This is a genomic window from Rhizobium sp. PK7-22 (assembly GCF_056530405.1).
Genome location: NZ_CP096514.1, coordinates 2,860,846 through 2,887,333, shown reverse-complemented (window position 1 = coordinate 2,887,333; position 26,488 = coordinate 2,860,846). Strand labels below are relative to the sequence as shown.

Annotated in this window: 23 protein-coding genes and 1 other RNA gene; 19 read left to right on the top strand and 5 right to left on the bottom strand. The window is 63.6% G+C overall.

The window, feature by feature from the left end:
- Positions 1 to 56 precede the first annotated feature (56 nt).
- Together M1E10_RS18895 and M1E10_RS18890 are read right to left on the bottom strand one after the other, a co-directional pair.
- The gene (locus tag M1E10_RS18895) at positions 57 to 734 is read right to left on the bottom strand and encodes a class I SAM-dependent methyltransferase (protein WP_499174331.1); all 678 of its coding nucleotides are present in this window, start codon (positions 732 to 734) and stop codon (positions 57 to 59) included.
- Positions 731 to 1,978 (bottom strand): BtaA family protein, encoded by a 1,248-nt coding sequence (locus M1E10_RS18890; protein ID WP_499174330.1) that lies wholly within the window; start codon positions 1,976 to 1,978, stop codon positions 731 to 733. Before M1E10_RS18890 ends, M1E10_RS18895 begins: the two co-directional genes overlap by 4 nt.
- 137 nt (positions 1,979 to 2,115) lie before the next feature.
- Here M1E10_RS18890 and M1E10_RS18885 point away from each other — a divergent pair, with 137 nt between their 5' ends.
- Positions 2,116 to 3,462 carry a serine hydrolase domain-containing protein gene (locus tag M1E10_RS18885; protein WP_499174329.1) on the top strand — a complete coding sequence of 449 codons (1,347 nt, stop codon included), beginning with the start codon at positions 2,116 to 2,118 and terminating at the stop codon, positions 3,460 to 3,462.
- On the opposite strand, the gene M1E10_RS18880 is transcribed toward M1E10_RS18885, so the two are convergent.
- The 3 genes from M1E10_RS18880 to M1E10_RS18870 form a co-directional block, all read right to left on the bottom strand.
- Positions 3,463 to 4,476: a transglycosylase SLT domain-containing protein gene (locus M1E10_RS18880; RefSeq protein WP_499174328.1), complete on the bottom strand. Its 1,014-nt coding sequence runs from the start codon at positions 4,474 to 4,476 to the stop codon at positions 3,463 to 3,465.
- 100 nt (positions 4,477 to 4,576) lie between these two features.
- Positions 4,577 to 5,212 carry a LysE family translocator gene (locus M1E10_RS18875; protein WP_499174327.1) on the bottom strand — a complete coding sequence of 212 codons (636 nt, stop codon included), beginning with the start codon at positions 5,210 to 5,212 and terminating at the stop codon, positions 4,577 to 4,579.
- Between the two features lie 37 nt (positions 5,213 to 5,249).
- Entirely contained in the window at positions 5,250 to 6,461 is a 1,212-nt protein-coding gene (locus tag M1E10_RS18870) for a pyrophosphate--fructose-6-phosphate 1-phosphotransferase (RefSeq protein WP_499174326.1), read from the bottom strand.
- 418 nt (positions 6,462 to 6,879) lie between these two features.
- Here M1E10_RS18870 and M1E10_RS18865 point away from each other — a divergent pair, with 418 nt between their 5' ends.
- The 18 genes from M1E10_RS18865 to murB all read left to right on the top strand — a co-directional run bounded on the left by M1E10_RS18865 (position 6,880) and on the right by murB (position 26,404).
- Positions 6,880 to 7,620 (top strand): TerB family tellurite resistance protein, encoded by a 741-nt coding sequence (locus M1E10_RS18865; RefSeq protein WP_499174325.1) that lies wholly within the window; start codon positions 6,880 to 6,882, stop codon positions 7,618 to 7,620.
- Positions 7,617 to 8,384: an N-acetylmuramoyl-L-alanine amidase gene (locus M1E10_RS18860; RefSeq protein ID WP_499174324.1), complete on the top strand. Its 768-nt coding sequence runs from the start codon at positions 7,617 to 7,619 to the stop codon at positions 8,382 to 8,384. The genes M1E10_RS18865 and M1E10_RS18860 overlap by 4 nt, the downstream gene beginning before the upstream one ends.
- A gap of 237 nt (positions 8,385 to 8,621) precedes the next feature.
- On the top strand, positions 8,622 to 9,167 hold the full coding sequence (locus M1E10_RS18855; RefSeq protein ID WP_499174323.1) for a lytic transglycosylase domain-containing protein: 546 nt from the start codon (positions 8,622 to 8,624) through the stop codon (positions 9,165 to 9,167).
- Between the two features lie 85 nt (positions 9,168 to 9,252).
- Positions 9,253 to 10,440, top strand: coding sequence for an NAD(P)/FAD-dependent oxidoreductase (locus M1E10_RS18850; protein ID WP_499174322.1), 1,188 nt, complete (start codon positions 9,253 to 9,255; stop codon positions 10,438 to 10,440).
- A 9-nt stretch (positions 10,441 to 10,449) separates the two neighbouring features.
- Positions 10,450 to 11,640, top strand: coding sequence for an NAD(P)/FAD-dependent oxidoreductase (locus M1E10_RS18845; RefSeq protein WP_499174321.1), 1,191 nt, complete (start codon positions 10,450 to 10,452; stop codon positions 11,638 to 11,640).
- A gap of 58 nt (positions 11,641 to 11,698) precedes the next feature.
- An RNA gene (rnpB, locus tag M1E10_RS18840) (RNase P RNA component class A) lies at positions 11,699 to 12,131 on the top strand.
- A gap of 417 nt (positions 12,132 to 12,548) precedes the next feature.
- A complete protein-coding gene (mraZ, locus tag M1E10_RS18835) occupies positions 12,549 to 12,983 on the top strand; it encodes a division/cell wall cluster transcriptional repressor MraZ (protein WP_499177228.1) in 435 nt (144 codons plus the stop codon).
- Positions 12,984 to 12,997: 14 nt separating this feature from the next.
- A complete protein-coding gene (gene rsmH / locus M1E10_RS18830) occupies positions 12,998 to 14,023 on the top strand; it encodes a 16S rRNA (cytosine(1402)-N(4))-methyltransferase (RefSeq protein WP_499174320.1) in 1,026 nt (341 codons plus the stop codon).
- Positions 14,024 to 14,025: 2 nt separating this feature from the next.
- Positions 14,026 to 14,496 (top strand): Cell division protein FtsL, encoded by a 471-nt coding sequence (gene ftsL, locus M1E10_RS18825; protein ID WP_499174319.1) that lies wholly within the window; start codon positions 14,026 to 14,028, stop codon positions 14,494 to 14,496.
- On the top strand, positions 14,496 to 16,241 hold the full coding sequence (locus M1E10_RS18820; RefSeq protein ID WP_499174318.1) for a peptidoglycan D,D-transpeptidase FtsI family protein: 1,746 nt from the start codon (positions 14,496 to 14,498) through the stop codon (positions 16,239 to 16,241). Before ftsL ends, M1E10_RS18820 begins: the two co-directional genes overlap by 1 nt.
- 64 nt (positions 16,242 to 16,305) lie before the next feature.
- Positions 16,306 to 17,766 carry a UDP-N-acetylmuramoyl-L-alanyl-D-glutamate--2,6-diaminopimelate ligase gene (locus M1E10_RS18815; RefSeq protein ID WP_499174317.1) on the top strand — a complete coding sequence of 487 codons (1,461 nt, stop codon included), beginning with the start codon at positions 16,306 to 16,308 and terminating at the stop codon, positions 17,764 to 17,766.
- Complete coding sequence (locus M1E10_RS18810; protein WP_499174316.1) at positions 17,763 to 19,196, top strand: UDP-N-acetylmuramoyl-tripeptide--D-alanyl-D-alanine ligase; 1,434 nt, start codon at positions 17,763 to 17,765, stop codon at positions 19,194 to 19,196. The genes M1E10_RS18815 and M1E10_RS18810 overlap by 4 nt, the downstream gene beginning before the upstream one ends.
- Before the next feature lie 24 nt (positions 19,197 to 19,220).
- Positions 19,221 to 20,324, top strand: a complete 1,104-nt coding sequence (gene mraY, locus M1E10_RS18805; protein WP_499174315.1) for a phospho-N-acetylmuramoyl-pentapeptide-transferase — start codon at positions 19,221 to 19,223, stop codon at positions 20,322 to 20,324.
- Between the two features lie 4 nt (positions 20,325 to 20,328).
- Complete coding sequence (murD, locus tag M1E10_RS18800) at positions 20,329 to 21,735, top strand: Mur ligase family protein (protein ID WP_499174314.1); 1,407 nt, start codon at positions 20,329 to 20,331, stop codon at positions 21,733 to 21,735.
- A 2-nt stretch (positions 21,736 to 21,737) separates the two neighbouring features.
- On the top strand, positions 21,738 to 22,892 hold the full coding sequence (gene ftsW, locus M1E10_RS18795) for an FtsW/RodA/SpoVE family cell cycle protein (protein WP_499174313.1): 1,155 nt from the start codon (positions 21,738 to 21,740) through the stop codon (positions 22,890 to 22,892).
- A 4-nt stretch (positions 22,893 to 22,896) separates the two neighbouring features.
- Positions 22,897 to 24,021 (top strand): UDP-N-acetylglucosamine--N-acetylmuramyl-(pentapeptide) pyrophosphoryl-undecaprenol N-acetylglucosamine transferase, encoded by a 1,125-nt coding sequence (murG, locus tag M1E10_RS18790; RefSeq protein ID WP_499174312.1) that lies wholly within the window; start codon positions 22,897 to 22,899, stop codon positions 24,019 to 24,021.
- Positions 24,018 to 25,430 (top strand): UDP-N-acetylmuramate--L-alanine ligase, encoded by a 1,413-nt coding sequence (murC, locus tag M1E10_RS18785; RefSeq protein ID WP_499174311.1) that lies wholly within the window; start codon positions 24,018 to 24,020, stop codon positions 25,428 to 25,430. The genes murG and murC overlap by 4 nt, the downstream gene beginning before the upstream one ends.
- Positions 25,430 to 26,404: a UDP-N-acetylmuramate dehydrogenase gene (murB, locus tag M1E10_RS18780; protein WP_499174310.1), complete on the top strand. Its 975-nt coding sequence runs from the start codon at positions 25,430 to 25,432 to the stop codon at positions 26,402 to 26,404. The genes murC and murB overlap by 1 nt, the downstream gene beginning before the upstream one ends.
- The last annotated feature ends 84 nt before the right edge of the window (positions 26,405 to 26,488 follow it).

Sequence of the window (26,488 nt, the reverse complement as noted above, 5' to 3'; positions counted from 1 at the left end):
CTCTTCCTTGCCCGCCATAACGCCGCAAAAGCGGCGCCGGGGCAAGGGGAGACGGGTCACATGCGCTTGCGCACGATCGCATGCCAAGCATAGCCGCCGCCAATCTCCTCGAAGATCATGTCGGCGTTGGCTTGCTCCAGCCTGTCCTCGAGTGCGGTCTGCAACTGCGCCCGCGGCGTGACGTGGAAACGGGCAAGCCAGCCGACGAGGATGTTCCGGAACCAGCGGGGCAGGCGCTCCTGCTGGCCGAAGTCGACGATGTGCAGCGATCCTCCCGGCGCCACGACGGCCAGCGCCGCGTCGATGGCGGCTTCCCAATCGGGGATCATCGACAGCGCATAGGAGATCATCACCCGCTCGAAGCGATCCGTGCCGAACTCTGCCGCGTCGAAATTCGTGGCGTCTGCACGGACGAGGACCGGGCTTGTCACCTCGTGCTCGAAGTGGCGGCGGGCGCTGTTCAGCATCTCGGCGGAGATGTCGAGGCCGTAGAGGCGTGCTGTCGGGTAAAGGCGATGTGCCTTCAGGAGGTTGCGCCCGGTGCCGCACCCGATTTCCAGCAGCCGCCCGTCGCGAGGAACCTGCAGGTCGAGGATCGCCCGGTCACGCCCGAGGAGGTAGTACTTGCGCGACACGTCGTAGATGTGCCGCTGATAGCGGTACATCCGGTCCATCCGCTCGGCGTGTTCGCCCTTGATGTCCATGGCGCCGACGGCCTGCGGAAGCTCGCTCATCCGCGCAACTCGTAGATGTGGAAGCCGCCGTAGATGGCGGACCGATCGCGCAGGTTCAGCTCCCTGGAGCGGTCGGCAAGATAGCTCCAGCGCGTCAGCAGCGGCTGTGCGACCCGGCCCTCGATGACGCTGTCCTCGGCTGCGGTGCGGAAGATGACGCGGGCGCCGGGAGCCGCGGTGCGGCTGATTTCCGACCACAGTTCGTTCAGCTGCACATCGGTCATCCAGTCCTGGGCGTCCAGCAGCACATAGCGGTCGACTGAAGCGGTCGGCTTTTTCGCCAGCAGATCCGTGAAGCTTGCGTGGTGGACGGTGACCCGTTCGACGTTGTCACGGATCGTCAGGTAGTTCTCAGGACGCAGATAGGTTGGCAGGCTGCCTTCGTGAGTGGCCGGGTAGCGGCGCGCGAAGGCCTGCCAGGCAAAATGATTGTCGCGGAGCGGAAAGTGACATGCAAGCTTTTCCAGGCGCTGGCGAAGAACCGGCGCAATCGAACCGCCCTCGGCGCCGCGCGCCAGTTCGTCGTATTGCTGCGGCGGGATACCGAGGCCGAAGAGCGAGCTCTTGCGGTTGGTGATGAAGCGGATCAGCGGCTTGTTGAACAGCGGCGCGATCTCGGTCTCGAAGAAGTGACGCTGTTCGCGCAGCGAGCGGGCCTCGACGAAATCCGTTAGCTTGACGCCGTGAAGGCGCGCCAGCAGATGGCCTGCACCGATGAAACGGCCGAGCAGCCCGGTCCGGTAGATGTTGCCGTTCAACACCTCGATCCGGCGGCGGCCGGTCATGCTACGGCGCTCCCAGTAGGCGCGGGTCGCCTCATCGAGGTTGGCGGCGACGAACATGTCGTAGCTGGCGCTGTTGGTGCCCACCTGATCCATCCCGAAGAGGCGTACGACGTCGTTGTGGGTGGGCAGGTGACGGTAGGCTGCAAGTTTCAACTTGTTCAGCGCGATGTGGTGCGGGTTAAGATCGACGACATCGATGGCCAGTGGTGCGCGGCTTAGATAGGCAAGCATGTTGCAGCCGCCGGAGCCGATCGTGACAATGCTGTGCTTCGGACCGAGCTCCATCGCCTGCATGTCGACGTCGGCGTCTTCCCAGATCTGCGGATAGACGAGGCCGGAAAACAGAAGCCCGAATAGCCGTTCCGAAAGCCCCTTTCGCGTCAGCGCCTTGTGCTGAAGCAGCGCGTCCTTGAGGGGCCGGTTCTTGCGGTAACCCGCGTGGTGAGCAACGTCCGCCATCCTGAGATCTCCCGCCTTGGTGTCACGTGGATCTAGACGCGCCGTGCTACAGATTGATGACGTGGCCTGTGGGCAAAGGGATGAGGGGTTTTCTTGCCGACCGTTTGCTGGTTGCATGGAGCATCACAGGAGCTGCCATGATCCGTGTCGTCCGCATTCTGAAGTTTGCCGCCGTTGCCGTTGCGGTGGTTGTCGCCGGAGGTCTCCTCTGGATGCTGTTCTCGCCCCCGGCCTTGCTGCGGGTCGGGGCGGGGTATGCCGCCAAGATGGTCTGCTCGAACGTGTTCCTGAACGGTCGCGATGCCGATGGCGTCCTGTCGGTTGATGTCCAGGCGCCGGGCAATCCGCTGCTGCGGCTGATGCAGGTGGAGGTCGATTACTCGAGGGGTCGTGTGCAGGCGGCGTTCCTGGGCGTCCTTTCCGGCAACGAGGCCGTCGACCGTGCGGGCCTGGGATGCACTGTGCTGCCGCAGGGCGGTCCTCCGGAAGATGCCTCTATAGCAGGAGCCCCTGCGGTAGACCTGCCTGTGGAAAGCCTGTGGCCGGAGGGGCGGATTGCAGAGTCCGACCAATCTGTTGCGGCCCTTCTTTCAGATCCTGCTTTCACCGGCCCGGGCATGCGGGCGCTGGTGGTGCTGCGCGGCGGCCGGATCGTTGCGGAGACCTATGGCGAAGAATTTTCGCCCGAATCGCTGCTGCTCGGCTGGTCGATGACGAAGACGGTGAACGCTGCGATCATCGGGACGCTGATCAATCAGGACCGGATGAGGATGGACGAGACGAGACTGCTTCGCCAGTGGCAGGGCGACCCGCGGGCTGAAATCTCGCTCGCCGATCTTCTGGCGATGGAGGATGGGCTGGCCTTCAACGAGAGCTACGGCTCCGTGACCGACGTGACGCAGATGCTCTATCTCGAGCCGGACATGGCGGCCTTTGCCGCCGACGCGCCGCTGGTTGCCGAACCGGGTACGCGCTTCAGCTATTCCTCCGGAACTGCGGTTCTCTTGTCGCGCATCTGGATGAACCGGATCGGCGAACCCTCAGAGGCGCTCGCCTACCCCCAGGAGGCCCTGTTCCGGCCGCTCGGTATGGACAGTGCGGTGATGGAGGTGGATGCGGCAGGCACCTTCGTCGGCAGTTCTTACATGTATGCCACCGCGCGTGACTGGGCGCGATTCGCGCTCTTCCTGCTGCGCGACGGCCGGTGGAACGGCGAGCGTCTGTTGCCGGAGGGGTTCGTGGCGATGATGTCGCAACCGAATGGCACGTCGGAAGGCCGTTATTCGCGAATGCAGACCTGGCTTCCCGGCCCCGACGAAACTGAGCTTCCCGAGGATACCTTCTTCCTGCAGGGGCACGACGGGCAGACGATCGCCGTCATGCCGTCTCTGGACATCGCGGTCGTGCGTCTGGGCCTGACGCCGCGCCGAGCAGGCTACGACGTCGTTCCGCTGGTGCGGGAAATTGTGAGGTTGAGCCGCTGACTACTGCTTCAGCACGTCCAGCATACCCTTGCGCTTGGCGTCGTAGTAATAGCCGCGCGCATAGAGACGGATGGCATTGTCGTTGCTGTTGTCAGCCACAAGCCAGGCGCCGCGAAGATACTTCGACGCATATTTCAGGTTGGTCTCGGCGTCGAGCAGTCCTTCAGGACGGCCGTTGTAGCCCATAGACTTGGCCGTCGCGTATTTGATCTGCATGAGACCCCAGTAGCCGTCCTTGTGGTAGGCCTTCGGGTTGTAGCGGCTCTCGCGCTGGACGACACGGTGGATCAGCGATTCGGGGATGCCGTAGAGACCGGCGTAATGCTTGATGAGCCTGGTCAGTTCCGGCGGGCTTGCGGCCGCGGTTTCCGGAAGCGGATCGCCCGGTGCGGGCGGAAACAGGCGGCGGGTATCGACAGCCTGAAGCGTCGCCACGGTTGCTGCCGGTGCAGCAGAGGTGCTGGCATAGCCGAGCGCCTGGATGTCGGGACGGGGGATCGGAATGGCCGCCTGCAGGGACCGCATGTCCGGCGTCAGCGCTGCCTCTTCCGCCGTAAGGGTCTCTCCGCCGAGCGGGGTTGGGGCGATGCTGGCGGTTTCCGTCGCCACATCGACGGTCGCTGCGGGCGCGACGGACTGGATTGCGACGGCGGCCGTTGTCGCCGATACCGGATTGTTGGTGGCGTAAGCGACCTGCGGTGCCATCTCAGGCGCCTGCATGGCAGCCCGCTGAACGTTTGCGACGGAACCGGTGTCAGGAATGGCGAGGTGGATGCGACCGGTCTTGGACACGGGACCCTGGGCACCGGAAGTTCCGTTCTCGGCAACCTCGACAGTGGTCGCGGAGGGCTGCGCGGAGGAGATGACAGCTGCCGTCTGCTGGACGGGATTTGACGCGGGCTGGAGGCGCGACGTTTTGCTTGGCGCCGTCTCGACACTCGAACATCCCGCAAGCGCCGTGGTCAACGCCAGCGAGGCGAATGCGGTACGGGTCAGTAAACGGTTCATCGCCATGGAGTCGCTCTCATGATGTCTACGTGCTTGTCCCCAGCCGCCCAAACGCCACCGAACTGGTTTCTCATTAACCCATTCCCATCAGGGGAACAAGTCGCCCTCATGCGGCAATGCGCCGGAACCCGGCGCTGACGGCGCGGCGGGCGATATATCTGGTTTGCATCTTGTGCGAGGCTGGATGTCGCGGCGCGGGTCGGCGGAGCCGGTTCAGGGTGCGGCGAGCGAAGAGAACATGCAGTGTGGCACCGGCCGCCACCGCCAGCAGGAAGGCCGCCTGCATCTCCATTGCTAGAGCCGGCGCGGCCATGACCGGCTCGAGGAACTGGGAGAGAAGGGCTGCCAGAACCACCAGGTATCGGCCTGTCGCGAGGCATCCCCGGAAAAAATGGACGAAGATTCCCAGCGGCCGCTGTTGCGGCAGATTGTCGTTGCTGGCGAGCGGCGCGCGGGCGGACGGCTCCTGGAACGACCAGAGAATGTAGAGGAGCAGATAGGCCAGGCCGAGCCACGAAAGCGGCTCGCGCAGGGCCGGTGCCGCCCAGACAATGGCCGCCAGCGGAAGCGCGGTGACCGTCAGGGCGGTGCCCATCCCCAGCGCGACGCCGGGGACGGTGACCAAGGCGCTGCGGCGGCCTCTCTGAACGGCGAACCGCGCAATCAGGCTGGCCAGGGGACTCGGAAGCAGCGTGAGGAGGATGGCTGCAGCACAGAAGGCTACCCAGGTTTCGGCCGTCATCACGTCCTCCTCAGCATTGCGATTTCAGGCGTCCGGATCAGGCGGCCTCGAACGGCTGGCCAATGAAATCCATGACGTCTGCGAACCATTTTGCCGACAGATCGAAGTGTTTTCCACCTTTAATTCGCGGAAACTCGATTGTTCGCAAACGTCCCTCCTGATCTTCGTCATGGCCGGTGACGCCGGAGACCTTGTTGAGGGCACTCTCCACGGCCAGATCGACCATGCTCTGGATCAGGCGCAGATCGCCAGGATTGGCCGGAGCTGACCGGGCGAAATAGCCGGACTTCTGGACCATCGATCGCTCGGAATTGAGTTTGGCGGCGAAATGCTTCTGGAACCAGTGGCCGACATTGATGCTGTCGATCTTCACATGGCCGAAGGCGTCGCGCTTGACGTCTTCGCCGGAGGCCTCGCGCTCGGCGACGATGGCGTCGAGGCAGGCTCCCTCGGAGACGAAGAGCGTCACATAGCCGCGTTCGTCCATCACCTGGCGCAGGCGTTCCGCCTCCTTCTCGAAATCGAAGGCCATCTCCGGGAGATAGAGCCCATCGATGTTCTTCATCGAGGTGTTCATCATCAGGCCCTCGACATATTCGTTATGCTGGGTGCGCTGGATGTACTTGCGGGCGGTGGCGGCGGTGAGCCAGCCGCAGTGGCGGCCCATCACTTCGTGGATGACGAGGCTGCGCGGGGCGGCACTCTGCTCGTTGCTGACGTGGTCGAAGAAATGCGCACCGACCTCAGCGGCCGTCCAGGCGCCGAGCGACTGCCGAATCGGGACGATGTCGTTGTCGACGGTTTTCGGCAGGCCGACGACGGTGAGGTCGTAGCCGTTGGCGCCAAGATAGGCGGCCAGATCCGCCGCCGTGGTGTTGGTGTCGTCGCCGCCGATGGTGTGGAGAATGGTGATGCCGTCCTCGGCCAGACGGTCGGCTGCGACCTGCAGCGGGTTCTGCCCCTCCTTGACGAGGCCGCGCTTGACGCAGTCGGCGGCATTGGTGAGCTTGACGCGGCTGTTGCCGATTGGCGAGCCGCCGTAGCGGTGGAGAAGGTGGGCGGTTTCGCGAATGTCTGGCGTGATCTCGATGTGATCTGCTTTCAGCAGGCCCTGGTAGCCGGACCGGTATGCGACAAGCTCGATCTCCGGGGCGATGTCCGTGTATCGCTCGATCAGTCCGCCGACAGCAGATGAAAGACAGGGGGCCAGTCCACCCGCAGTCAGCATTGCCACTTTCTGTTTCGCCATCTCAAGCCTCCCTGTGCGCCAGCCTGCGCCGGCTTCCGCCTTTCGGATCGTGCGCCATGGATGGAGCACACAGCTGCGGCTGTAAAGAAAATTTGCCAAGGAAATCGGGTGTTTCGACGAGATCGGTCCACTTCCCGCAGGAGGCGGGCGATCTAATCGGTTCAAAGTGAAGGGGTTGGAGATCCGGCTGTGGAAAACTCCCGTAATGCAACTCCAAGAACCTGTGCGGATGTTTTTGCGTCCCTGCCGGACGTTGGCCACCGGAACCGAATGCGAAGCGAGAGTGAAATCGATCTGCTTCGGAACTGCTGGAAGATCTGCCGGTTGGGTTCGTTGTTCGGAAAGGATGAACAGAGTTTAATCTTTTCCGGGACGTTCGACTTATTGCATCCAACCCGAATATCTGGTCATCTGCGGCATGATTTTTGATTTTTCCTGCTTCCAAATCTCCTCCCTCTGGGACAGGCTGATCGGCGCCATCGGCGACGCCGCTGGCGGTGCGCTCGGCCGGGTGGTCGAAGCGATCCGCACCCTCTTCGAGGGCGATCCGGAAATGCGCCGTCAGGTGTCGTTCTCGGTGGCCATCATTGCGCTCTCGGCCAAGATGGCCAAGGCGGATGGACTGGTGACGGAAAAGGAAGTGGACGCCTTCCGGCAGATCTTCGATTTCCCGCTGGAGGAAGCGCAGAACGTGGCGCGTCTCTATAATCTCGCCCGTCAGGATATTGCCGGCTACGAGGCCTATGCCACCCGTTTGTCGGGGCTTTGCGGCAGCGGCGACGACAATTGTCCGATGCTCGAGAACGTCATCGACGGGCTCTTCCATATCGCCAAGGCCGACGGCCTGATCCACGAGAAGGAACTGGAGTTCTTGGCGCGCATCGCCGACATCTTCAAGATCGACGAAGAGCATTTCCGCCGGATCCTGGCCCGCCACGTCCATATCGAGGGGAGGGATCCCTATCTGGTTCTCGGTGTTTCGCCGGACGATGAGTTCGCCGCGATCCGCAAGACCTACCGCCGGCTCGTGTCGGAGCACCACCCGGACCGGCTGATTGCGCGTGGCGTGCCTGCGGCCCTGCACGCCGCCGCCAACGAACGCATGGCAGCGCTGAATGCGGCCTACGCTGCAATCGAGAAAGAGCGCCGCGCCGCATGAGCGAATTCGCCGCCGATTTTTCCGGCGCAATGGTCAGACCCTCACCCAATCACGGGCATCGCAACGATCAGCGCCGCCCGGACATGATCATCCTGCATTACACGGGCATGCCGGATCACGAGCAGGCTCTGTCCTGGCTCTGCAATCCCGACAGCCAGGTGTCCAGCCACTACTTCGTCCATGACGACGGACGCGTCGTGCAGATGGTGCCGGAGCGCGAACGGGCCTGGCATGCCGGCAAAAGCTGCTGGGGCGGCGAGAGCGACATCAACTCCAGCTCGATCGGCATCGAAATCGCCAACGCCGGGCACCCGGGTGGTTTACCTCCATTTCCGGCGGCTCAAATCGAAGCCGTTGTCAGATTGTGTCTCGATTGCGGCTCGCGGTGGGGGATTGCACCCGAAAGGGTGCTGGGGCACTCCGATATCGCCCCCATCCGCAAGATCGATCCGGGTGAAAATTTCCCCTGGTCGGCACTGCACGCGGCAGGCGTCGGACACTGGGTCGAGCCGGCGCCGATCACCAGCGGCCGTTTCTTCCAGCGGGGCGAGACAGGACAGCCGATCGAGGCCCTGCAGTCGATGCTGTCGATCTACGGGTACGATGTTGAGATCACAGGATATTTCGACGAAAGAACCAAGGGCATCGTCGAGGCGTTCCAGCGCCATTTTCGCCCGCAGCGGGTCGATGGGATCGCCGACATCTCGACGATCGATACGCTGCATCGGCTGATCGCGTCACTGCCGAAATTCAACCTCACTTAATGCCCGAACCGAGCTTCGGTTCCCCCGCGCCGCAGCAAAAAAATGCCGGTGCCACATCATTTCCGCATTACGCCGGTTAAAACCCACTCCATCGACGTGGCCGACACCGAAGGACGGGGGGCCGCAAACATCAATGAACCGTGGGTCCTACCCACTGCCGCAGCGTCTTCCCGACGCGGTGCGCAGAGGCTGGCGCTTGTCCAGACGAGACCTTGCAATCGGAGAGCTTCCCCGAAAATGAAAAATGCAATTGTTGCCGCTGCGGCATGTTTCTCCATGCTCATCGCTGTTCCCCAGGCTTCATTCGCCGGCGAGGAAAAAGTGAAGACGAAGACCGTCGCGCTGCAATCGAAAGTCAGCAAGTCCGGCTATGCATCCGCAAAAGGCGCCTTGTCCGCTGCCACGGAGGCCGCCAATCCCTATTCCAAGATCATCACCAAATACGCCAAGGCCTACGGCGTGCCGGTCGACCTTGCGCATGCGGTCGTGGAGGTCGAGAGCAACTTCAACGCCAAGGCGCGCGGCCGCGCCGGCGAGGTCGGCCTCATGCAGATCAAGCCTGCGACGGCGCGGATGATGGGCTACAAGGGCAGCGTCAAGAGCCTCTACAATCCGGAAACCAACATCGAGTTCGGCATGAAGTACCTTGCTGCAGCCCACGAGCTCGGCGGTGGAAAGACCTGCGGGACCATCCTCAAGTACAACGCCGGCCACGGCGCCAAGCGGATGAACCCGATCTCCAAGCGCTACTGCGGCAAGGTCATGGCTCTCTTGCAGTCCTGATCCTGCTGTGCTGCTTTGCCACTGGCGCTTAATGCCCGGGAGCGGCTAAGACCTATTCGGATCCATTCGACCGGCAGGGGCAGGCGTGGCAGAGAGCTTCAGGTATATCGTCATCGGTGGCGGCATGTTCGGTGCCGCTACCGCCCGCCATCTCTCCCGAGCGACCGACGGTGTGGCCCTGATCGGCCCTGCGGAGCCCGCAGACTATCAGTCGCATGACGGGGTATTTTCCAGCCACTATGACGAGGCCCGCATTACTCGCCGTTTCGATGCCGACACCCTCTGGGCAACATTTGCTGTCCGCTCCATTGAACGGTACCGCCAGATCGAAATCGAAAGCGGGATCGGCTTCTACCGCGAGGCGGGCTGCCTTTTCGTCGGCCCGGAGCCGCGCTCGGAGGCGGACTATCTCTACCGAGCCTCCGCCGTGGCACGGTCTATGGATCTTCCGGTGGAGACGGTGCCGTCCACGCAGCTTAACGCCCGCTTCCCGCAGTTCGACTTCCCGTCGCATGTGACGGGCTACCTCGAGGAAACGAGGGCCGGCCATATCAACCCTCGCGCGCTTGTTGCGGCCCAGACGCTGCTGGCGAGGCGCGGCGGCGTCCGTCACATTGCCCAGATGGTGACTTCCGTCCGCGACGAGGGCGATCGGGTCCGGGTCCAGACGGGGGATGGAGACTACCTTGCCGAGCGCGTGCTGGTCGCCGCAGGCGCCTTCAGCAATTTCCAGGGCCTTCTGCCGCGCCCGCTCGCCCTGCGAGCGGCACCGCGGACCGTCGTGTTCTTCGAGCTCGCCGAGGCGGAGATGGCGACGTTTTCCACCATGCCCTCGACGATCGTCTTCACGGACAGGGAGGAGGATCACGTCTACATCCTGCCGCCCGTCCGCTATCCCGACGGCAAAGTCTACCTCAAGCTTGGCGGCGACATTGAGGCCGGCGGGTTCGACAGGCTGGAGGACTTGCAGGCCTGGTTCCGGACGTCCGGGGATGCGGCGGAGCGGCAGCGCCTGATCGACATCGCCCTGCAGCTGATGCCGGGCCTTGCCGGGTGCCCCACCTCATCGGCCGCCTGCGTCGCCAGCTTCACGCCGACTGCGCGGCCTTATGCCGGATATACCGAATCGCCGCGGATTGCGGTTCTGACCGGCGGCAATTTCGTGGCCGCCAAGTCATCGGACGAAATCGGGCGGCTGGGGTCGCTCCTGCTGCTCAAGGGCGCTTTGGGCGAAGATGATTTCGGGCACCAGATGGCGCCGGTCTTTCAGTGAGGCATGGGAATGACGAAGCACTTCAAATACCTGATCATTGGTGCAGGCATGATGGGGGCGGCGGCCGCACGGCATCTGTCGCAGTGGACGGATGGGGTGGCGCTCCTGGGGCCGGCCGAGCCGACCGACCCGAAGACCCACGAGGGTGTCTTTGCCAGCCACTACGACGAAGCACGAATCACCCGCACGATCGATCCCGATCCGGTCTGGGCCCGTCTCGCGCACCGCTCGATCGCCCGGTACCCGCAGATCGCGGCGGACAGCGGCGTGGATTTCTACTCAGAGGCCGGTTGCCTGCTGGTCGGACCGAAGCGTGCCGGTGGCCCATCCTATGTCGGAAATGTTCTGGATGCAGCCGACCGTCTCGAGGTGCAGCCCGAGGTGCTCGATGACGCCGATCTGCAGCAGCGTTTCTCCTGCTTCGCCTTTCCACGCGCGAGCGAGGGCGTCTGGGAAGCGACGGATGCCGGCCACATCAACCCGCGCCGGCTGGTGAAGGCGCAGATGCTGCTGGCCGAACGTCAGGGCTGCTCGCTGCTGCGCGAGACGGCAGCCTCGGTGCGCGATGACGGCAGCAGGGCCGTGGTGACGACCGCAGAGGGCAATGACTATTGCGCCGAACGGGTGCTGATCGCCGCCGGCGGCTTCTCGATCAACGAGGCGCTGTTGCCACGCCGGCTTGCCCTCGATGTCTTCGCCCGCACCGTCGCCTTCTACGAGGTGGACGAAAGCGCGATGCAGGTGTGGGGCAGGGTGCCCTCGCTGATCTGGAAATGGAACGAGGAGGAGGACGGGATCTATCTCCTGCCGCCTGTCCGCTACCCAGACGGAAGGCTTTACCTGAAGATCGGCGGCGATCCCGACGATCTACTTCTGGAGCGCGAGGGCGACATCCGCGCCTGGTTCCGCTCCGGCGGCCGCGACAGCACGCATCGTCACCTGATGAGCGTGATGGCCCGGCTGATGCCGGAACTCGACCTGTCGCGGACCTCGATGGCGGCCTGCGTCACCTCGTTCACGCCAACGGGCTATCCGGCGATCTCGATGTCCGATTCGGACCGCATCGGCGTTTTGTCGGGTGGCTGCGGTGCCGCCGCCAAGAGTTCGGACGAGATTGGCCGGCTCGGCGCGGAGCTCATCTTCCACGGGGCCATTCAGGATGATGTCTATTCTGCGGATTTTCGGGCGAACTTCGTCTGAGGCGTTCGGCTTCCTTTCCGCTGGTGTTTGTCGGGCAACTCGACTATCTCACCGCTTGCCAGTTGGCCGGGCAGCCGCGCTTTACCAATGCCGAAAGGCGGTAGGGTGAGGAAAGTCCGGGCTCCACGGAAACACGGTGCCGGATAACGTCCGGCGGGGGCGACCCCAGGGAAAGTGCCACAGAAAGGAAACCGCCCCGCCTGCTGTTTCGCTCCTCCATCGAGCGCAAGAGCTGGCGGGGTAAGGGTGAAAGGGTGGGGTAAGAGCCCACCGCGCTGCTGGTGACAGGAGCGGCATGGTAAACCCCACCGGGAGCAAGACCGAATAGGGATGACGCGGGGTGCTTTCAGCACCTACAGCCTGTTTCTGGGCCAGTCATCCGGGTGGGTTGCGCGAGGCGGTGTGCAAGCACCGTCCCAGATGAATGGCTGCCGCGTTCCGGTGTTCGCACCGGGGCCTTACAGAACCCGGCTTACAGGCCAACTGGCTCCACAATTTGCATCCATCAACGCCTCTGGACGAACAACGTCCGGAGGCGCTGATGCATGTGAGTGGATGCGAAAATTATAGATTTTTCAAAAGCTTGACCTGCTACTGATTGCGGCTTAGCGGGAGCTGTCGAACCTCTTTCTCGGCGGCCTCTACTAACCCTTTGTTAAACTTAACAGCTCATAAATAAACGCTGTTGCGGCCTTGCTGCGGGGCCTCTTCCCATTGACGCCCATATGGTCCCATGTTATCCCAGATGCATACTGTTGAAGGGCAAATGAGTGCCCGCCAATCACCAAGTTTCAGTCGCTCGGCCGGGCGGATTCTCATCCGTGTGGTTGGCGAAGCCGTGTCTGGTTCAGTCGTATGTCAGGGGGCATTTCACGCCCTGAGGAGCAGCGGGACGGATGTCGGGCGTAATCAACCGCTTCCTGTCGAATGCAACCAACCGGATCGATGCGAAGGGGCGCGTTTCTGTGCCCGCGAGCTTTCGTTCCGTCTTGGCCGACAGAGGGGTCCAGGAGCTTTATTGTCTTCAGGATTTCATCTATCCGGCGATCAGCGTCGGCGGTCCGGATCTGCTGGATCGGTACGAGCGGCAGATCGCAACCGTCGATCCGTTTTCGCCGGAAGCGAACAGGATGTCGCTGCTGGTTCACGGTGGCGGGGTCTATATGAGGCTCGATGCGGAAGGCCGTCTGATGGTCACGGACTTCATCCGGGACTTCACGGGCATCGACACGGAGGTCACCTTCGTCGGGCGCTCGGATCATTTTCAACTTTGGCGGCCGCAGGCGTTTCACGAGGCGCAGGCGGCGGCAAGGGAGGGGCGCTTCGGACTGCGCCCCACTTAGGACGGGGGATTGTAATGGCGGCGAATCTAGGCAGCGGATATCCCGAGGCCGAAGGCGGACCGGTTCGCCACATTCCGGTTCTACTGTCGGAGGTGCTGGCGGCACTCGACGCGAAGCCGGGGCAGATCGTGCTGGATGGCACATTCGGCGCCGGTGGATACACGGCAGCGATTCTTGATGCCGGGGCCTCGGTGATCGCGCTCGACCGTGATCCGACGGCGATTGCCGGAGGTCAGGCGATGGTCGAGGCCAGTGCAGGCCGACTTACCCTCATTCAGACCCAGTTTTCCCGTCTCGACGATCATGCGCCAGCCGAACGCCTCGATGCCGTGGTCCTCGATATCGGCGTTTCCTCCATGCAGATCGACGAGGCGGAGCGGGGGTTCTCGTTCCAGCGCAACGGCCCGCTCGATATGCGCATGTCCGGAGACGGCGTCTCGGCGGCGGATGTCGTCAATCGAGCTAAGGTCGGCGATCTCATCCGGATCTTCGGCTTCCTCGGCGAGGAAAAACATCCTGGACGAATCGCAAGAGCAATCGAGAAGCGCAGGCTCACTGAACCCTTCGCCACCACGCGCGATCTCGCCAACCTCATCGAGAGCGTCAACCCACGCAAGGCCAAGGACAAGATCCATCCGGCGACGCGGGTGTTCCAGGCACTGCGAATCTTCGTCAACGACGAGCTCGGCGAACTGGCGCAGGCGCTGTTTGCGGCGGAGCGGGCGCTGAAGCCCGGCGGACGCCTGCTGGTCGTGACGTTCCATTCGCTGGAAGACCGGATCGTCAAGAAATACTTCGCGGACCGCTCCGGCAAGGCCTCCGGCTCACGGCACATGCCGATGGTCGAAGTGAAGCCGGCAATCTTCGAACCGCTCGGCAAGGGCATGGTGGCCGCCACGGAAGCGGAAGCCGAGCTTAATCCGCGGGCGCGTTCGGCAAAGCTGCGGGCGGGGCTGCGCACCGATGCCGCTTCGCGTCCGGACGACCTTTCGATCTTCGATCTTCCCGATCTCGCCACTCTTGCCAAGCTGGGAGCCTGAACATGCTCAGAAGCTTCGATCTCGTGCTCATCGGTGTCATGACCGCGGCCGCGGTGGTGACCTACACCATCAAGCACCAAGCCGACGACAAGCTGCAGGAGGTGCGCCGGCTGGAGACCGAGATCCGGCTGGAGCGCGACACGATCGACCTTCTGAAGGCGGACTGGGCGCTGCTGACGCAGCCCAACCGGCTTGACCGGCTGATCGCTGTCTACCAGTCGGAACTGCAGCTCGTGCCGACGGCGCCGACGCAGCTTGCCATGCCGATGGAACTGCCAATGCCGCGTTCGCAATTGCCGATGCCTGAAACCACGATCGAAGACCTCATTGCCAGTGCCGGCGGGGATGTGGCCGCAGCCATCAAGGGTGTCGACGAAGCGCGCAATGCGGCGCCTGTCTCCGATATCCCGGTGCCGCTCCCGCGCGGCGGCTATCCTGTCGATGTCATCTCAACCGGATCGGTGAATCGCTAATGTCCTTCCTTTCGCGCATCATGGTGTTGAAAAGCCGGGCTCACCTTTCCGCCGGCACGCGTGGCAGTCGGGGTGTCCGCAGCGAACTGTTCGAAGGCGCCGGCAAGCGCAAGACGGCGCAGGCGCGTAATCGCGTCGGGCTGCTGATGGTCGGTTTTGCCGCGGTCTACTGCGTCATCGGCGGACGGCTTGTCCAGTACGGGATGGCGCAGCCGGAGATCACCTCCAGCATCATGCCGGCGGACCGGCTTCTGGCATCCCGCCCGGATCTCCTCGATCGCAATGGAGAAGTCCTTGCGACAGACATCCGTACCGTGTCGCTCTATGCGGAGCCGCACAAGATCGTCGACGCCAACGAGGTGATCGAGAAGCTTGCAACAGTGCTTCCTGATATCGACGCCAAGAGTGTCTACGGTCGCCTGGCATCGAAATCGCATTTCCAGTGGCTGCGCCGCCAACTGACACCCAAGCAGCAGAGCCAGATTCTGGCGCTCGGCATTCCCGGCATCGGCTTCCGGCCCGAGAAGCGCCGCTTCTATCCGGGCGGTGCGACGGCCGCGCACATCGTCGGCCATGTGAACATCGACAACCGCGGTGTCGCCGGCATGGAGCGCTACGTCGACGGGCAGGGTCTGGCCGATCTCGCCGCCGTCGGCATGACCTCCGACCAGCCGCTCGAACCCGTGCGCCTGTCGATTGATCTCCGGGTCCAGTCGATCGTCCGTGAGGTCCTCTATTCCGCCATGGACAAGTTCAAGGCGATCGGCGCCGGTGCCGTCGTGCTCGACGTCCATACGGGTGAGATCCTCGGCATGGCCTCTGCACCGGACTATGATCCGAACAATCCGGCGGCCGGTGCCGAGGAAGGCTGGCTCAACCGGATGTCGAACGGCACCTTCGAGATGGGCTCGACCTTCAAGTCGTTCACCATCGCGATGGCGCTCGATTCCGGCAAGGTCAATATGAACGACAGCTTTGATGCGCGCTATCCGATCCGCATCGGCGGCTTCACCATCAAGGATTTTCACGGCAAGGGCCGCATGCTGACGGTTCCGGAGGTATTCCAATATTCCTCCAACATCGCCACGGCAAAAATGGCCGATGTCGTCGGGATCGAGGGTCACAAAAATTTCCTCACCAAACTCGGCCTGCTCTCCAAGATGAAAACGGAACTGCCGGAGGTCGCCCAGCCTAGCCAGCCGCGCGAATGGAAGAAGATCAATTCGATCACCATCTCCTTTGGTCACGGCGTCGCCACGACACCGTTGCAAACGGCGGTCGCCGGCGCGGCGCTCATCAACGGCGGCAAGCTGATCGAGCCGACCTTCCTGCCGCGGACACGCGACGAGGCGGATCTTGTTGCGCAGCAGGTGCTGCAGGAGACAACCAGTGATTCCATGCGCTACCTGTTTCACTGGAACGGCGTGAAGGGCTCGGGGAAGAACGCCCGCGTCGAAGGCTTCAATGTCGGCGGCAAGACCGGCACGGCCGACAAAGTCGTCAACGGTCGCTACGTCAACGACAAGAACTTCAACGCCTTCCTCGCAGCTTTCCCGATTGATGACCCTCAGTATGTCGTTCTGACCTTCATCGACGAGCCGAAGACCGACAAGGGTAATGGTGCAGCGCTTGCAGGTAACTCCGCGGCGCCGATGGCGCATGACATCATCAGCCGCTCTGCCGCCATTCTCGGTGTGAAGCCGAAGTTTGGCGATGACGGGTCTGCCCTGCTCGTGTCTTATTGAACGATAACTAATCGAGCGGACGATTCGTGGGATGTGATATCCGCTCGGAAATGAAAGTGCGCCGATGAAACTGCGAGAGCTTGGGGGAAACGACTTCCCGGAGATCAACGACATCCTGGCCAGCCCGATCGGCGACCTCGACGTTGCGGCGCTGACCTCCGACAGCCGCAAGGCGAAGCCGGGGGCGCTGTTTGTGGCCGTGGCGGGCACTAAGGCCGATGGTGCGGTTTATATCGCCGACGCGGTAGCACGCGGCGCGGTCGCGGTCGTGGCGGAAACCCCGGTCGGGGCCGAAATTCCGGTTCTGGCTGTCGGCAACGCACGCCGGTTCCTCGCCCTTGCGGCCGCGCGGCTCTCCGGAGCACAACCTTCGACCATGGTGGCCGTCACGGGCACGGCCGGCAAGACGTCCGTCGCCTCCTTCACTCGGCAGATCTGGGCACATGCCGGTCTGGCGGCCGCGCAGATCGGCACGACCGGCGTCGTCTCTCCATCCAGAAACGAATACGGCTCGCTGACGACGCCCGATCCCGTGGCGCTGCATGCGCTGCTGGCCGAGCTTGCCGCGGAAGGCGTCACGCATGCGGCGGTGGAAGCTTCCAGCCATGGCCTTGATCAGTCTCGCCTCGACGGCGTGCGGCTTGCGGCGGCAGGCTTCACCAACCTCGGCCGCGACCACATGGACTACCATCCGACCGTCGAGAGCTACATGGCGGCCAAGATGCGGCTCTTCGATACGCTGCTGCCGAAGGGGGCGCCGGCGGTCATCTTCGCGGACGACGAATGGTCGGCGGAAGCCATACGCGTTGCCCGTGCCAGTGGTCTCGACGTCAGGACGGTCGGCCGCCGCGGCGACTACCTCAGCCTCAAGCGGGTTGAGCATTTCCGTCACAAGCAGACGGCCGAAATCCATATCGATGGTGCGATCTTCGAGGTGGACATTCCGCTCGCTGGCGATTTCCAGGTAGCAAATGCCCTGGTCGCCGCCGGTCTCGCGATGGCGACTGGAACGCCGGCGGCCATGGCGATGGTGGCACTGGAGAAACTGCAGGGAGCACCCGGCCGGCTCGAACTCGTCGGGCAGACCAAGGGCGGCGCGCTGGCCTATGTCGACTACGCTCATAAGCCCGATGCCCTGGAGAATGTCCTGACCTCCGTGCGCCCCTTCACGACGGGGCGGGTCATCGTCGTCTTCGGGTGCGGTGGCGACAGGGACAAGGGCAAGCGTCCGATCATGGGCGAAGTGGCGACCCGGCTTGCCGATGTCGTCATCGTCACCGACGACAATCCGCGCTCGGAAGTTCCTGAGGTGGTTCGCTCGGAAATCATGGCGGCGGCGCCCGGCGCGGTCGAAATCGGTGATCGCGCCGCCGCCATCCGCCATGCGGTTGGAATCCTCGGCTCGGGCGATACTTTGATCGTTGCCGGCAAGGGGCATGAAGAAGGACAGACGATCGGGGACAAAGTCTTGCCGTTCTCCGATCATGCGGAAGTCCGAAAGGCATTGGAGGAGGTAGGATCTTGAACTGGCTCTGGACGACCGAGACGATGGTTTCCGTGATGGAGGGGCGCCCGGTGGGGACGCCGCCGGAGGGTATCACCGGCATCTCGATCGACAGCCGCTCGATTGCTGCGGGCGAAGCCTTCTTCGCCATCAAAGGTGACCGCGTCGACGGCCACGACTTTGCCAGCATCGCGGTCGCCAACGGCGCGTCGTTGATCGTCGTCAGCGAGGCGAAGCTGCCGGCGATGGGCCGGCTCACCATACCGATGATCGTCGTCGACGATGTGCTGGCAGCGCTCGGCCGTCTTGCGGTTGCCGCGCGGCAGCGCAGCAGGGCGAAGATCGTCGCCGTCACCGGATCGGTCGGCAAGACGACCACGAAGGAGATGCTGCGCCATGTACTGGCTCCGTCCGGCCGGGTGCATGCCGCCGTCGCATCCTTCAACAATCATTGGGGCGTGCCGCTGACGCTTGCCCGCATGCCGGCCGATACGGAGTTCGGCGTCTTCGAGATCGGCATGAACCATGCCGGCGAAATCCGCCCGCTGGTGAAGCTGGCGCGACCACATGTGGCGATCATCACCACGATTGCGGCAGCCCATCTCGGCCACTTCAAGGGGATCGAGGAGATCGCCGCGGCCAAGGCGGAGATCTTCGAGGGGATCGAGCCGGGCGGTGCGGCCGTCCTCAACCGCGACAATAAGCAGTTCGGCTACCTGGAAAAGCAGGCCCAGGCGTGTGGGGTCGAGCGGATCTACAGTTTCGGCCAGCATGCCAAGGCGGATTATCGGCTCGCCGATTACGAGGGCGACAGCCGCAGCTCGACCATCTGGGCGACCTTGAGCGGCGAAACCGTCGAAGTGCATATCGGCTCGCCCGGTCGTCACATCGCCGAGAATGCCACGGCGGCGCTGGGCGCCTGCCTGCTGGTGGATGCCGATCTCGGCAAGGCAATATCGGCACTGGCGGATCTTCGTCCGGTCAAGGGGCGGGGCGAGCAACACCAGCTCGGGATCGGGGAGGGGACCCTGACGCTGATCGACGAGAGTTACAATGCCAACCCCGCTTCGGTACGGGCGGCAATCGCCCTGCTCGCCGCATCTGATCCGCAGGTCTCGGGCCGGCGGATCGCCGTTCTGGGCGACATGCTGGAAATGGGCGAGTTCTCCTCGAAGGTGCATGAGGAACTGGCGGGCCCCATTCTTGCAGCCGGGATCGAGCATGTCTGGCTTGCCGGGCCGGAGATGGCAGCGCTGCGCGACGCGCTGCCCGACAGCGTGCATGTCGCATATCATCCCGATACGGAATCGCTCGTCTCCTTTGCCATTGGCGCGGTAAAGCCCGGCGACGTGGTGATGGTGAAATCGTCGCTCGGCCTCGGCTTCGGCAAGATCGTCGCAGCCCTTATTGACAATTACCCGGCAGTTTCCGACAGGGAGCGCCAACTGTAATACGGCTTCTAGAAAGGGCCATTGATGCTCATATGGCTTGTGGAACTGGCGGACACGTTTCAATTCTTCAATCTCTTCCGGTACATCACGTTCCGCACCGGCGCAGCTCTGTTCACTTCCGCACTGATCGTCTTCCTGTTCGGGCCGCGCATTATTGCGTCTCTGCGCGTCAGGCAGGGCCGGGGACAGCCTATTCGGGCCGACGGACCTCAGACGCATTTCAAGAAGGCCGGCACGCCGACCATGGGCGGCCTGATGATACTGGCCGGCATCGTCGGCAGTTCCCTGCTGTGGGCCGATCTGTCGAACGTCTATGTAGTGGCGACGCTGTTGGTGACGCTCGGCTTCGGCGCCATCGGCTTCTATGACGACTACCTGAAGGTCACGAAGCAGACCGACAAGGGGTTTTCCGGCAAGGCGCGGCTTGGCATCGAATTTCTGATCGCTGCCATCGCCGTCTTCTTCATGATGCGCATTGCGCTCGCCACCGGGCAACCCTCCAACCCGACGCTCGGGTCGTCCGTCGCTTTTCCGTTCTTCAAGGATCTCTTCCTCGATCTCGGGATTTTCTTCGTCTTCTTCGGCGCCTTCGTGATCGTCGGGGCGGGCAATGCGGTCAATCTGACGGACGGCCTCGACGGGCTTGCCATCGTGCCGGTGATGATCGCCGCCGCGTCCTTCGGCGTCATTGCCTATCTCGTCGGCAACGGCGTCTTCGCCAACTACCTGCAGATCAATTTCGTACCCGGCACCGGCGAGCTGGCGGTGATTCTGGGCGCGGTGATCGGCGCCGGTCTGGGCTTTCTCTGGTTCAACGCGCCGCCGGCGGCCATCTTCATGGGCGATACCGGATCGCTCGCCCTGGGTGGCCTGATCGGCTCGGTCGCCGTGGCCACCAAGCACGAGATCGTCATGATCATCATCGGCGGCCTCTTCGTGATGGAGACCCTGTCGGTGATCATCCAGGTCGGATTCTTCAAGATGACCGGGCGGCGGGTCTTCCTGATGGCACCGATCCATCATCACTTCGAGAAACTGGGCTGGACGGAAAGCCAGGTCGTCATCCGCTTCTGGATCATTGCCGTCGGCCTGGCGCTGCTCGGCCTCTCCACCCTCAAGCTGCGGTGAGCCGATGATCCCGGTCACCACATTCGCAGGCAGGAAGGTCGCCCTCTTCGGGCTTGGCGGTTCGGGACTTGCAACCGCGCAGGCGCTGGTGGCCGGCGGAGCGGATGTGACCGCCTGGGACGACAACCCGGACAGTGTCGCCAAGGCGACGCAGGCGGGCATCCCGACCGGCGATCTGCATGGGCTCGACTGGTCGGCGCAGGCGGCCCTGGTGCTGTCGCCCGGCGTGCCGCTGACGCATCCGAAGCCGCACTGGAGCGCCGATCTGGCGCGCACGGCCGGCGTCGAAATCATCGGCGATATCGAGCTCTTCGTGCGCGAGCGTCGCGCGCATGCCCCCGATTGCCCGTTCATTGCAATCACCGGTACCAACGGCAAATCCACCACGACGGCGCTGATCGCCCACATCCTCAGGGCCAGCGGTCGCGATACCCAGCTCGGCGGCAATATCGGCACCGCCATCCTGACGCTCGAGCCGCCGAAGGCGGAGCGCTACTTCGTCGTCGAGTGCTCCTCCTACCAGATCGATCTCGCGCCGACGCTCGACCCGACGGCTGGCATCCTGCTCAACCTGACCCCGGACCATCTCGATCGTCACGGCACGATGCAGCATTACGCCGAGATCAAGGAACGGCTGGTGGCCGGCAGCCGCACGGCGATCGTCGGCGTCGACGACAGCTTTTCGGCGATGATCGCCGACCGTATCGAACGGGCCGGCGTCCCGGTGCGCCGCATCTCGAAGCGGAACGTCGTCGCCGACGGCATCTACGCCGAAGGCAGCAGGATCTTCCAGACCGATGGCGGCACCAGCGCCGACTTCGTGGATCTCGACGGCATCGGCGCCCTGAAGGGCAGCCACAATGCGCAGAACGCCGCCGCGGCCATTGCCGCCTGCCGGGCGGTCGGCGTCAGCGCTGACGAGATCCGTGCCGGACTACGCTCCTTCCCGGGCCTCAAGCATCGCATGCAGCCGGTCGGCCGCCGTGGGCGCGTGGTCTTTGTCAATGATTCGAAGGCGACCAATGCGGAAGCTGCAGCGCCTGCGCTATCCAGCTACGCGCGCATCTACTGGATTGCCGGCGGTCTGCCGAAGGAGGGTGGCATCGCAAGCCTCGCACCACTCTTTCCGCATATTATAAAAGCCTATTTGATCGGAGAGGCTGCACCCGGCTTTGCCGCATCGCTGGGCGACGCCGTGGCCTATGAAATATCCGGCACGCTGGAGCAGGCTGTGGCTCATGCGAGCGCGGATGCGGCAGCGGACGGGCAGGAGGTGGCGGTATTGCTGTCTCCGGCCTGCGCAAGCTTTGATCAATACAAGAACTTCGAGGTCCGCGGAGACGCCTTCGTGAGCCATGTTGCTACACTCGATGGCATCACCATGCTGGTCGAGACGAAGAAGGGGAACTGACGATGGTAAGCCGCGCTGACCGTGGACCGCTGGCGGATTGGTTCTGGACGATCGACCGCTTTTTCCTGGCCGCCTTCATCCTGCTGATGGGCGTTGGCTTCATGCTGTCGTTCGCCGCATCGCCACCGGTTGCAGAGCGCCTCGGTCTCGACAGCTTCCACTTCGTGAAGCGGCATGCGGTCTTCATCGTGCCGTCGCTGGCGGTGATGCTCGGTCTGTCCTTCCTGACGCCGCGGCAGGTTCGACGGGCGGCAGTCATCCTGCTCGGCATCTCTCTTCTGCTGATGGTCATTGCGCTCTTCTTCGGGGTCGAAGTGAAGGGCTCGCGTCGCTGGGTCTCGATCGCCAGCTTTTCGCTGCAGCCGTCAGAATTCATGAAGCCGGCCTTCGTCGTGGTCTGCGCCTGGCTGTTTGCCGAACATGCCCGTCAGCCGGAGATCCCCGGCAATCTGTTCGCCATCATCCTGTTCGGCATTGTCGCTGCGCTTCTCGTGGCGCAGCCGGACCTTGGCCAGACCATCCTGACCTCCGTCGTCTGGGGCGGCATGTTCTTCATGGCCGGCATGCCCTGGCTGTGGATCATGGTGCTCGGCATGCTGGGTGCCGGCGGCTTCCTGACCGCCTACTACATGCTGCCGCATGTCGCCGGTCGTATTGACCGGTTTCTCACCGGCGAGGGCGATACCTTCCAGGTGGACACGGCGCGCGATGCGATCATCCGCGGCGACTGGTTCGGCCAGGGGCCGGGCGAGGGCATCGTCAAGCGGATCATCCCCGACAGCCACACCGACTTCATCTTTTCCGTGGCCGCCGAGGAATTCGGCATCCTGTTCTGCATGCTGCTGGTGGCGATCTTTGCCTTCATCGTCCTGCGCGGACTCAGCCATTCCTTCAAGGAGCGCAACGACTTCAATCGGTTTGCGGTCGCCGGACTGGTTCTTCAGCTCGGCATCCAGTCGATGATCAATGTCGGCGTCAACCTCGAGCTTATGCCCGCCAAGGGCATGACGCTGCCGCTGATCTCCTACGGCGGTTCGTCTATGATTGCGGTCTGCGTCACCGCCGGGTTCATCCTGGCGCTCACCCGCCACCGGCCGGAGAAGCGGGCCCAGGAACGGAGCCTGTTCCGCGTCGCTTCCGCCGTACCGGCGGAGTAGCGCCATGAGCAAGGGCATCATTCTGCTGGCCGCCGGCGGTACCGGCGGTCATCTGTTTCCGGCCGAGGCGCTGGGTCATGAGCTCAGGGCACGCGGCTATTCCGTGCATCTGGTGACGGACAGCCGCGCCGAACGCTTTGCCGGCAGCTTTCCGGCCGAGGAGGTGCATGTCGTCGCCTCCGCGACTTTTGGCTCCAAGAACCCGATCGCACTCCTGCAAAGCGCCTGGAAGATGTGGAGCGGACTGCGCGCCGCGCGCCGGCTCATCGGCCGGTTGAAGCCTGCTGCCGTTATCGGCTTCGGGGGCTATCCCACCGTGCCGCCGCTTCTGGCGGCAACCTCGATGGGTGTGCCCTCGCTGATCCACGAGCAGAACGCCGTGATGGGGCGCGCCAACAGGGCGCTTGCCTCACGGGTCAAGGCAATCGCCGGTGGATTCCTGCCGGAGGGTAACGGCACTCACGGTGCCAAGACCGTGATCACCGGCAACCCTGTCCGTCCCGCCGTCCTTGCAGCGGCGGAAACGATCTACCGGCCGTCTGCGGCAGCGCAGGAGTTCCGGCTCCTGGTGTTTGGCGGCAGCCAGGGAGCCCAGTTCTTCTCCAAGGCCATTCCTGCCGCTGTCGGCCTGCTCGATCCGGCGCAGCGCGCCCGACTGAACGTGACGCAGCAGGCGCGGTCGGACGATGCCGAGGCCTTGGCTGAAGCCTATCGGGTGCTCGACACGCCGGCGGCGGTGTCGCCGTTCTTTACCGACATGGCCGAGCGGCTGGCGGATGCCCACCTCGTCATCTGCCGTTCAGGCGCTTCAACAGTGTCTGAAATCGCCGTGATCGGCCGACCGGCCATTCTCGTGCCCTATCCCTATGCGCTTGATCACGACCAGGCGGCGAATGCCGCGGCGCTGGTGGCCAAGGGCGGCGCGGCCGTGGTGCCACAGGCGGAACTCTCGCCGGAACGGCTGGCGGAGCTGATCACGGCCGCCATGGCCGAGCCCGAGCGGCTGGAACAGATGGCCAGGGCGGCAAAGCAGGCCGGCCGTGCGAATGCGGCAGCCTTGCTCGCGGACCTGGTTGTGGCTATCTCGGCGCATCAATCGGTACAGGAATTCAAAGGAGAGCATCCATGAAGATGCCGAAGGCCATCGGGCTCGTTCATTTCATCGGTATCGGCGGGATCGGCATGAGTGGTATCGCCGAGGTTCTGCATAACCTTGGCCACCGGGTGCAGGGATCAGACCAGGCGGATGGCGCTAACGTCCAGCGTCTGCGCGAGAAAGGCATCCCTGTCTTCGTGGGGCACAAGGCCGATAACCTCGGCGAGGCCGAGGTGGTCGTTGTTTCGACTGCCATCAAGAAGGACAATCCGGAGCTGGTCGCGGCGCGGGAGAAATCCCTGCCGATCGTGCGGCGCGCGGAAATGCTCGCCGAGCTGATGCGCTTCCGCAATGCCATCGCCATCGGCGGCACGCACGGCAAGACGACCACGACCTCGATGGTTGCCACCCTTCTCGATGCCGGCGGCCTGGATCCGACCGTCATCAACGGCGGCATCATCAACGCCTATGGCACCAATGCCCGCATGGGCGAGGGCGAGTGGATGGTGGTGGAGGCCGACGAATCGGACGGCACCTTTCTGAAGCTTCCCGCCGACGTTGCCGTCGTCACCAATATCGATCCGGAACACCTCGACCACTACGGAAGCTTCGACGCCGTGCGCGCGGCCTTCCGCCAGTTCGTCGAGAACGTGCCGTTCTACGGCTTCGGCGTGCTCTGCATCGATCACCCGGAAGTCCAGGCGCTGGTCGGCCGCATCGAGGACCGCAAGATCGTGACCTACGGCGAGAACCCGCAGGCCGACGCGCGCTTCTCCAACATCCGCATGGAAGGCACGAAGGCAATCTTCGACGTCGAGATCCGGCGGCGCCGGACCGGCCGCGTCTTCCAGCTCAAGGACCTGGCGCTGCCGATGCCGGGACGCCACAACATCTCTAACGCCACGGCGGCGATTGCCGTCGCAAACCGTCTGGGCATTTCCGAGGACGATATCCGCAAGGGACTGGCCGCCTTCGGTGGCGTCAAGCGGCGCTTCACGCTGACAGGCACCTGGAACGGCGTCTCCATCTTCGACGACTATGGCCACCATCCGGTGGAGATCAAGGCCGTGCTGCGGGCGGCGCGCGAATCCTGCTCCGGTCGGATCATCGCCGTCCATCAGCCGCACCGCTATTCGCGGCTTTCGAGCCTCTTCAACGATTTCGCCACCTGCTTCAACGATGCCGACAGCATCCTGCTCGCCCCGGTCTATGCCGCCGGCGAGGAGCCGATCGAGGGCGTCAACTCGGAGGCGCTCGTGGCGCAGATCCGGGCCGGCGGCCATCGCGACGCGCGCTACATCAGCGGGCCTGCAGAACTGGCGCCGATCATTTCCGGCATTGCGAAGCCCGGCGATTTCGTGGTTCTTCTGGGGGCTGGCAATATCACCCAGTGGGCAGCAGTCTTGCCCGAGGAATTGGAAAGCGCTTCAGGACAGTCGTGATGAAACAGGTGAATGGGGAAAAACTGCTGGCGTCGCTCGGGGAGGGCGTCAAGGATGTGCGGGGCCGGTTGACGCCGGACGCGCCGATGGACCGCGTCACCTGGTTCCAGGCCGGCGGTCTGGCCGAGCTGATGTTCCAGCCGCATGATGTCGATGATCTGGTCACTTTCCTCAAGATCCTGCCGCAGGAGGTGCCGCTGACGGTGGTCGGCGTCGGCTCCAATCTCCTGGTGCGCGACGGCGGCATTCCGGGCGTTGTCCTGCGGCTCTCGGCCAAGGGGTTCGGCCAGGTAGATCTCGCCGGCGAGAACCGGATCCAGGCCGGTGCCATCTGCCCGGACAAGCATGTGGCGGCCATGGCGATGGACAATGGCATCGGCGGCTTTGCCTTCTACTACGGGATTCCCGGCTCGATCGGCGGCGCTCTGCGCATGAACGCCGGGGCCAACGGCACCGAGACGGCGGATCGCGTCGTCGAGGTGCATGCGGTGGACCGGAGCGGCAACCGGCATGTGCTGAGCAAGGCGGATATGGGCTACAGCTACCGCCACTCCGGTGCGCCCGCCGGTCTGATCTTCACCCATGGCATCCTTGAGGGATACGCCGAAGATCGCGCGAAGATCCGCCAGGAGATGGATGCGGTACGCCAGCATCGCGAGACGGTGCAGCCGGTCAAGGAAAAGACCGGCGGATCGACCTTCAAGAACCCGGAAGGCCATTCGGCCTGGAAGCTCATCGACGAGGCCGGCTGCCGCGGGCTGGTCTGCGGCGGCGCCCAGATGTCCTCGCTGCACTGCAATTTCATGATCAACACCGGCCATGCCGGCGGCTACGATCTCGAATATCTCGGGGAGATGGTTCGCCAACGGGTCTTCGAGCATTCGGGAATCAGACTCGAATGGGAGATCAAGCGTCTCGGCATCTTCATGCCGGGCCGTGAGGTAAAGCCCTATCAGGGCGTCGCGTCGGAGTAACCAGAACAATTCCTTAAAAGGCCGCCATCCCAAAGGGTTGGCGGCCTTTTTTATTGTCTTGAATCCGGACAAGCTCTCGGCTGG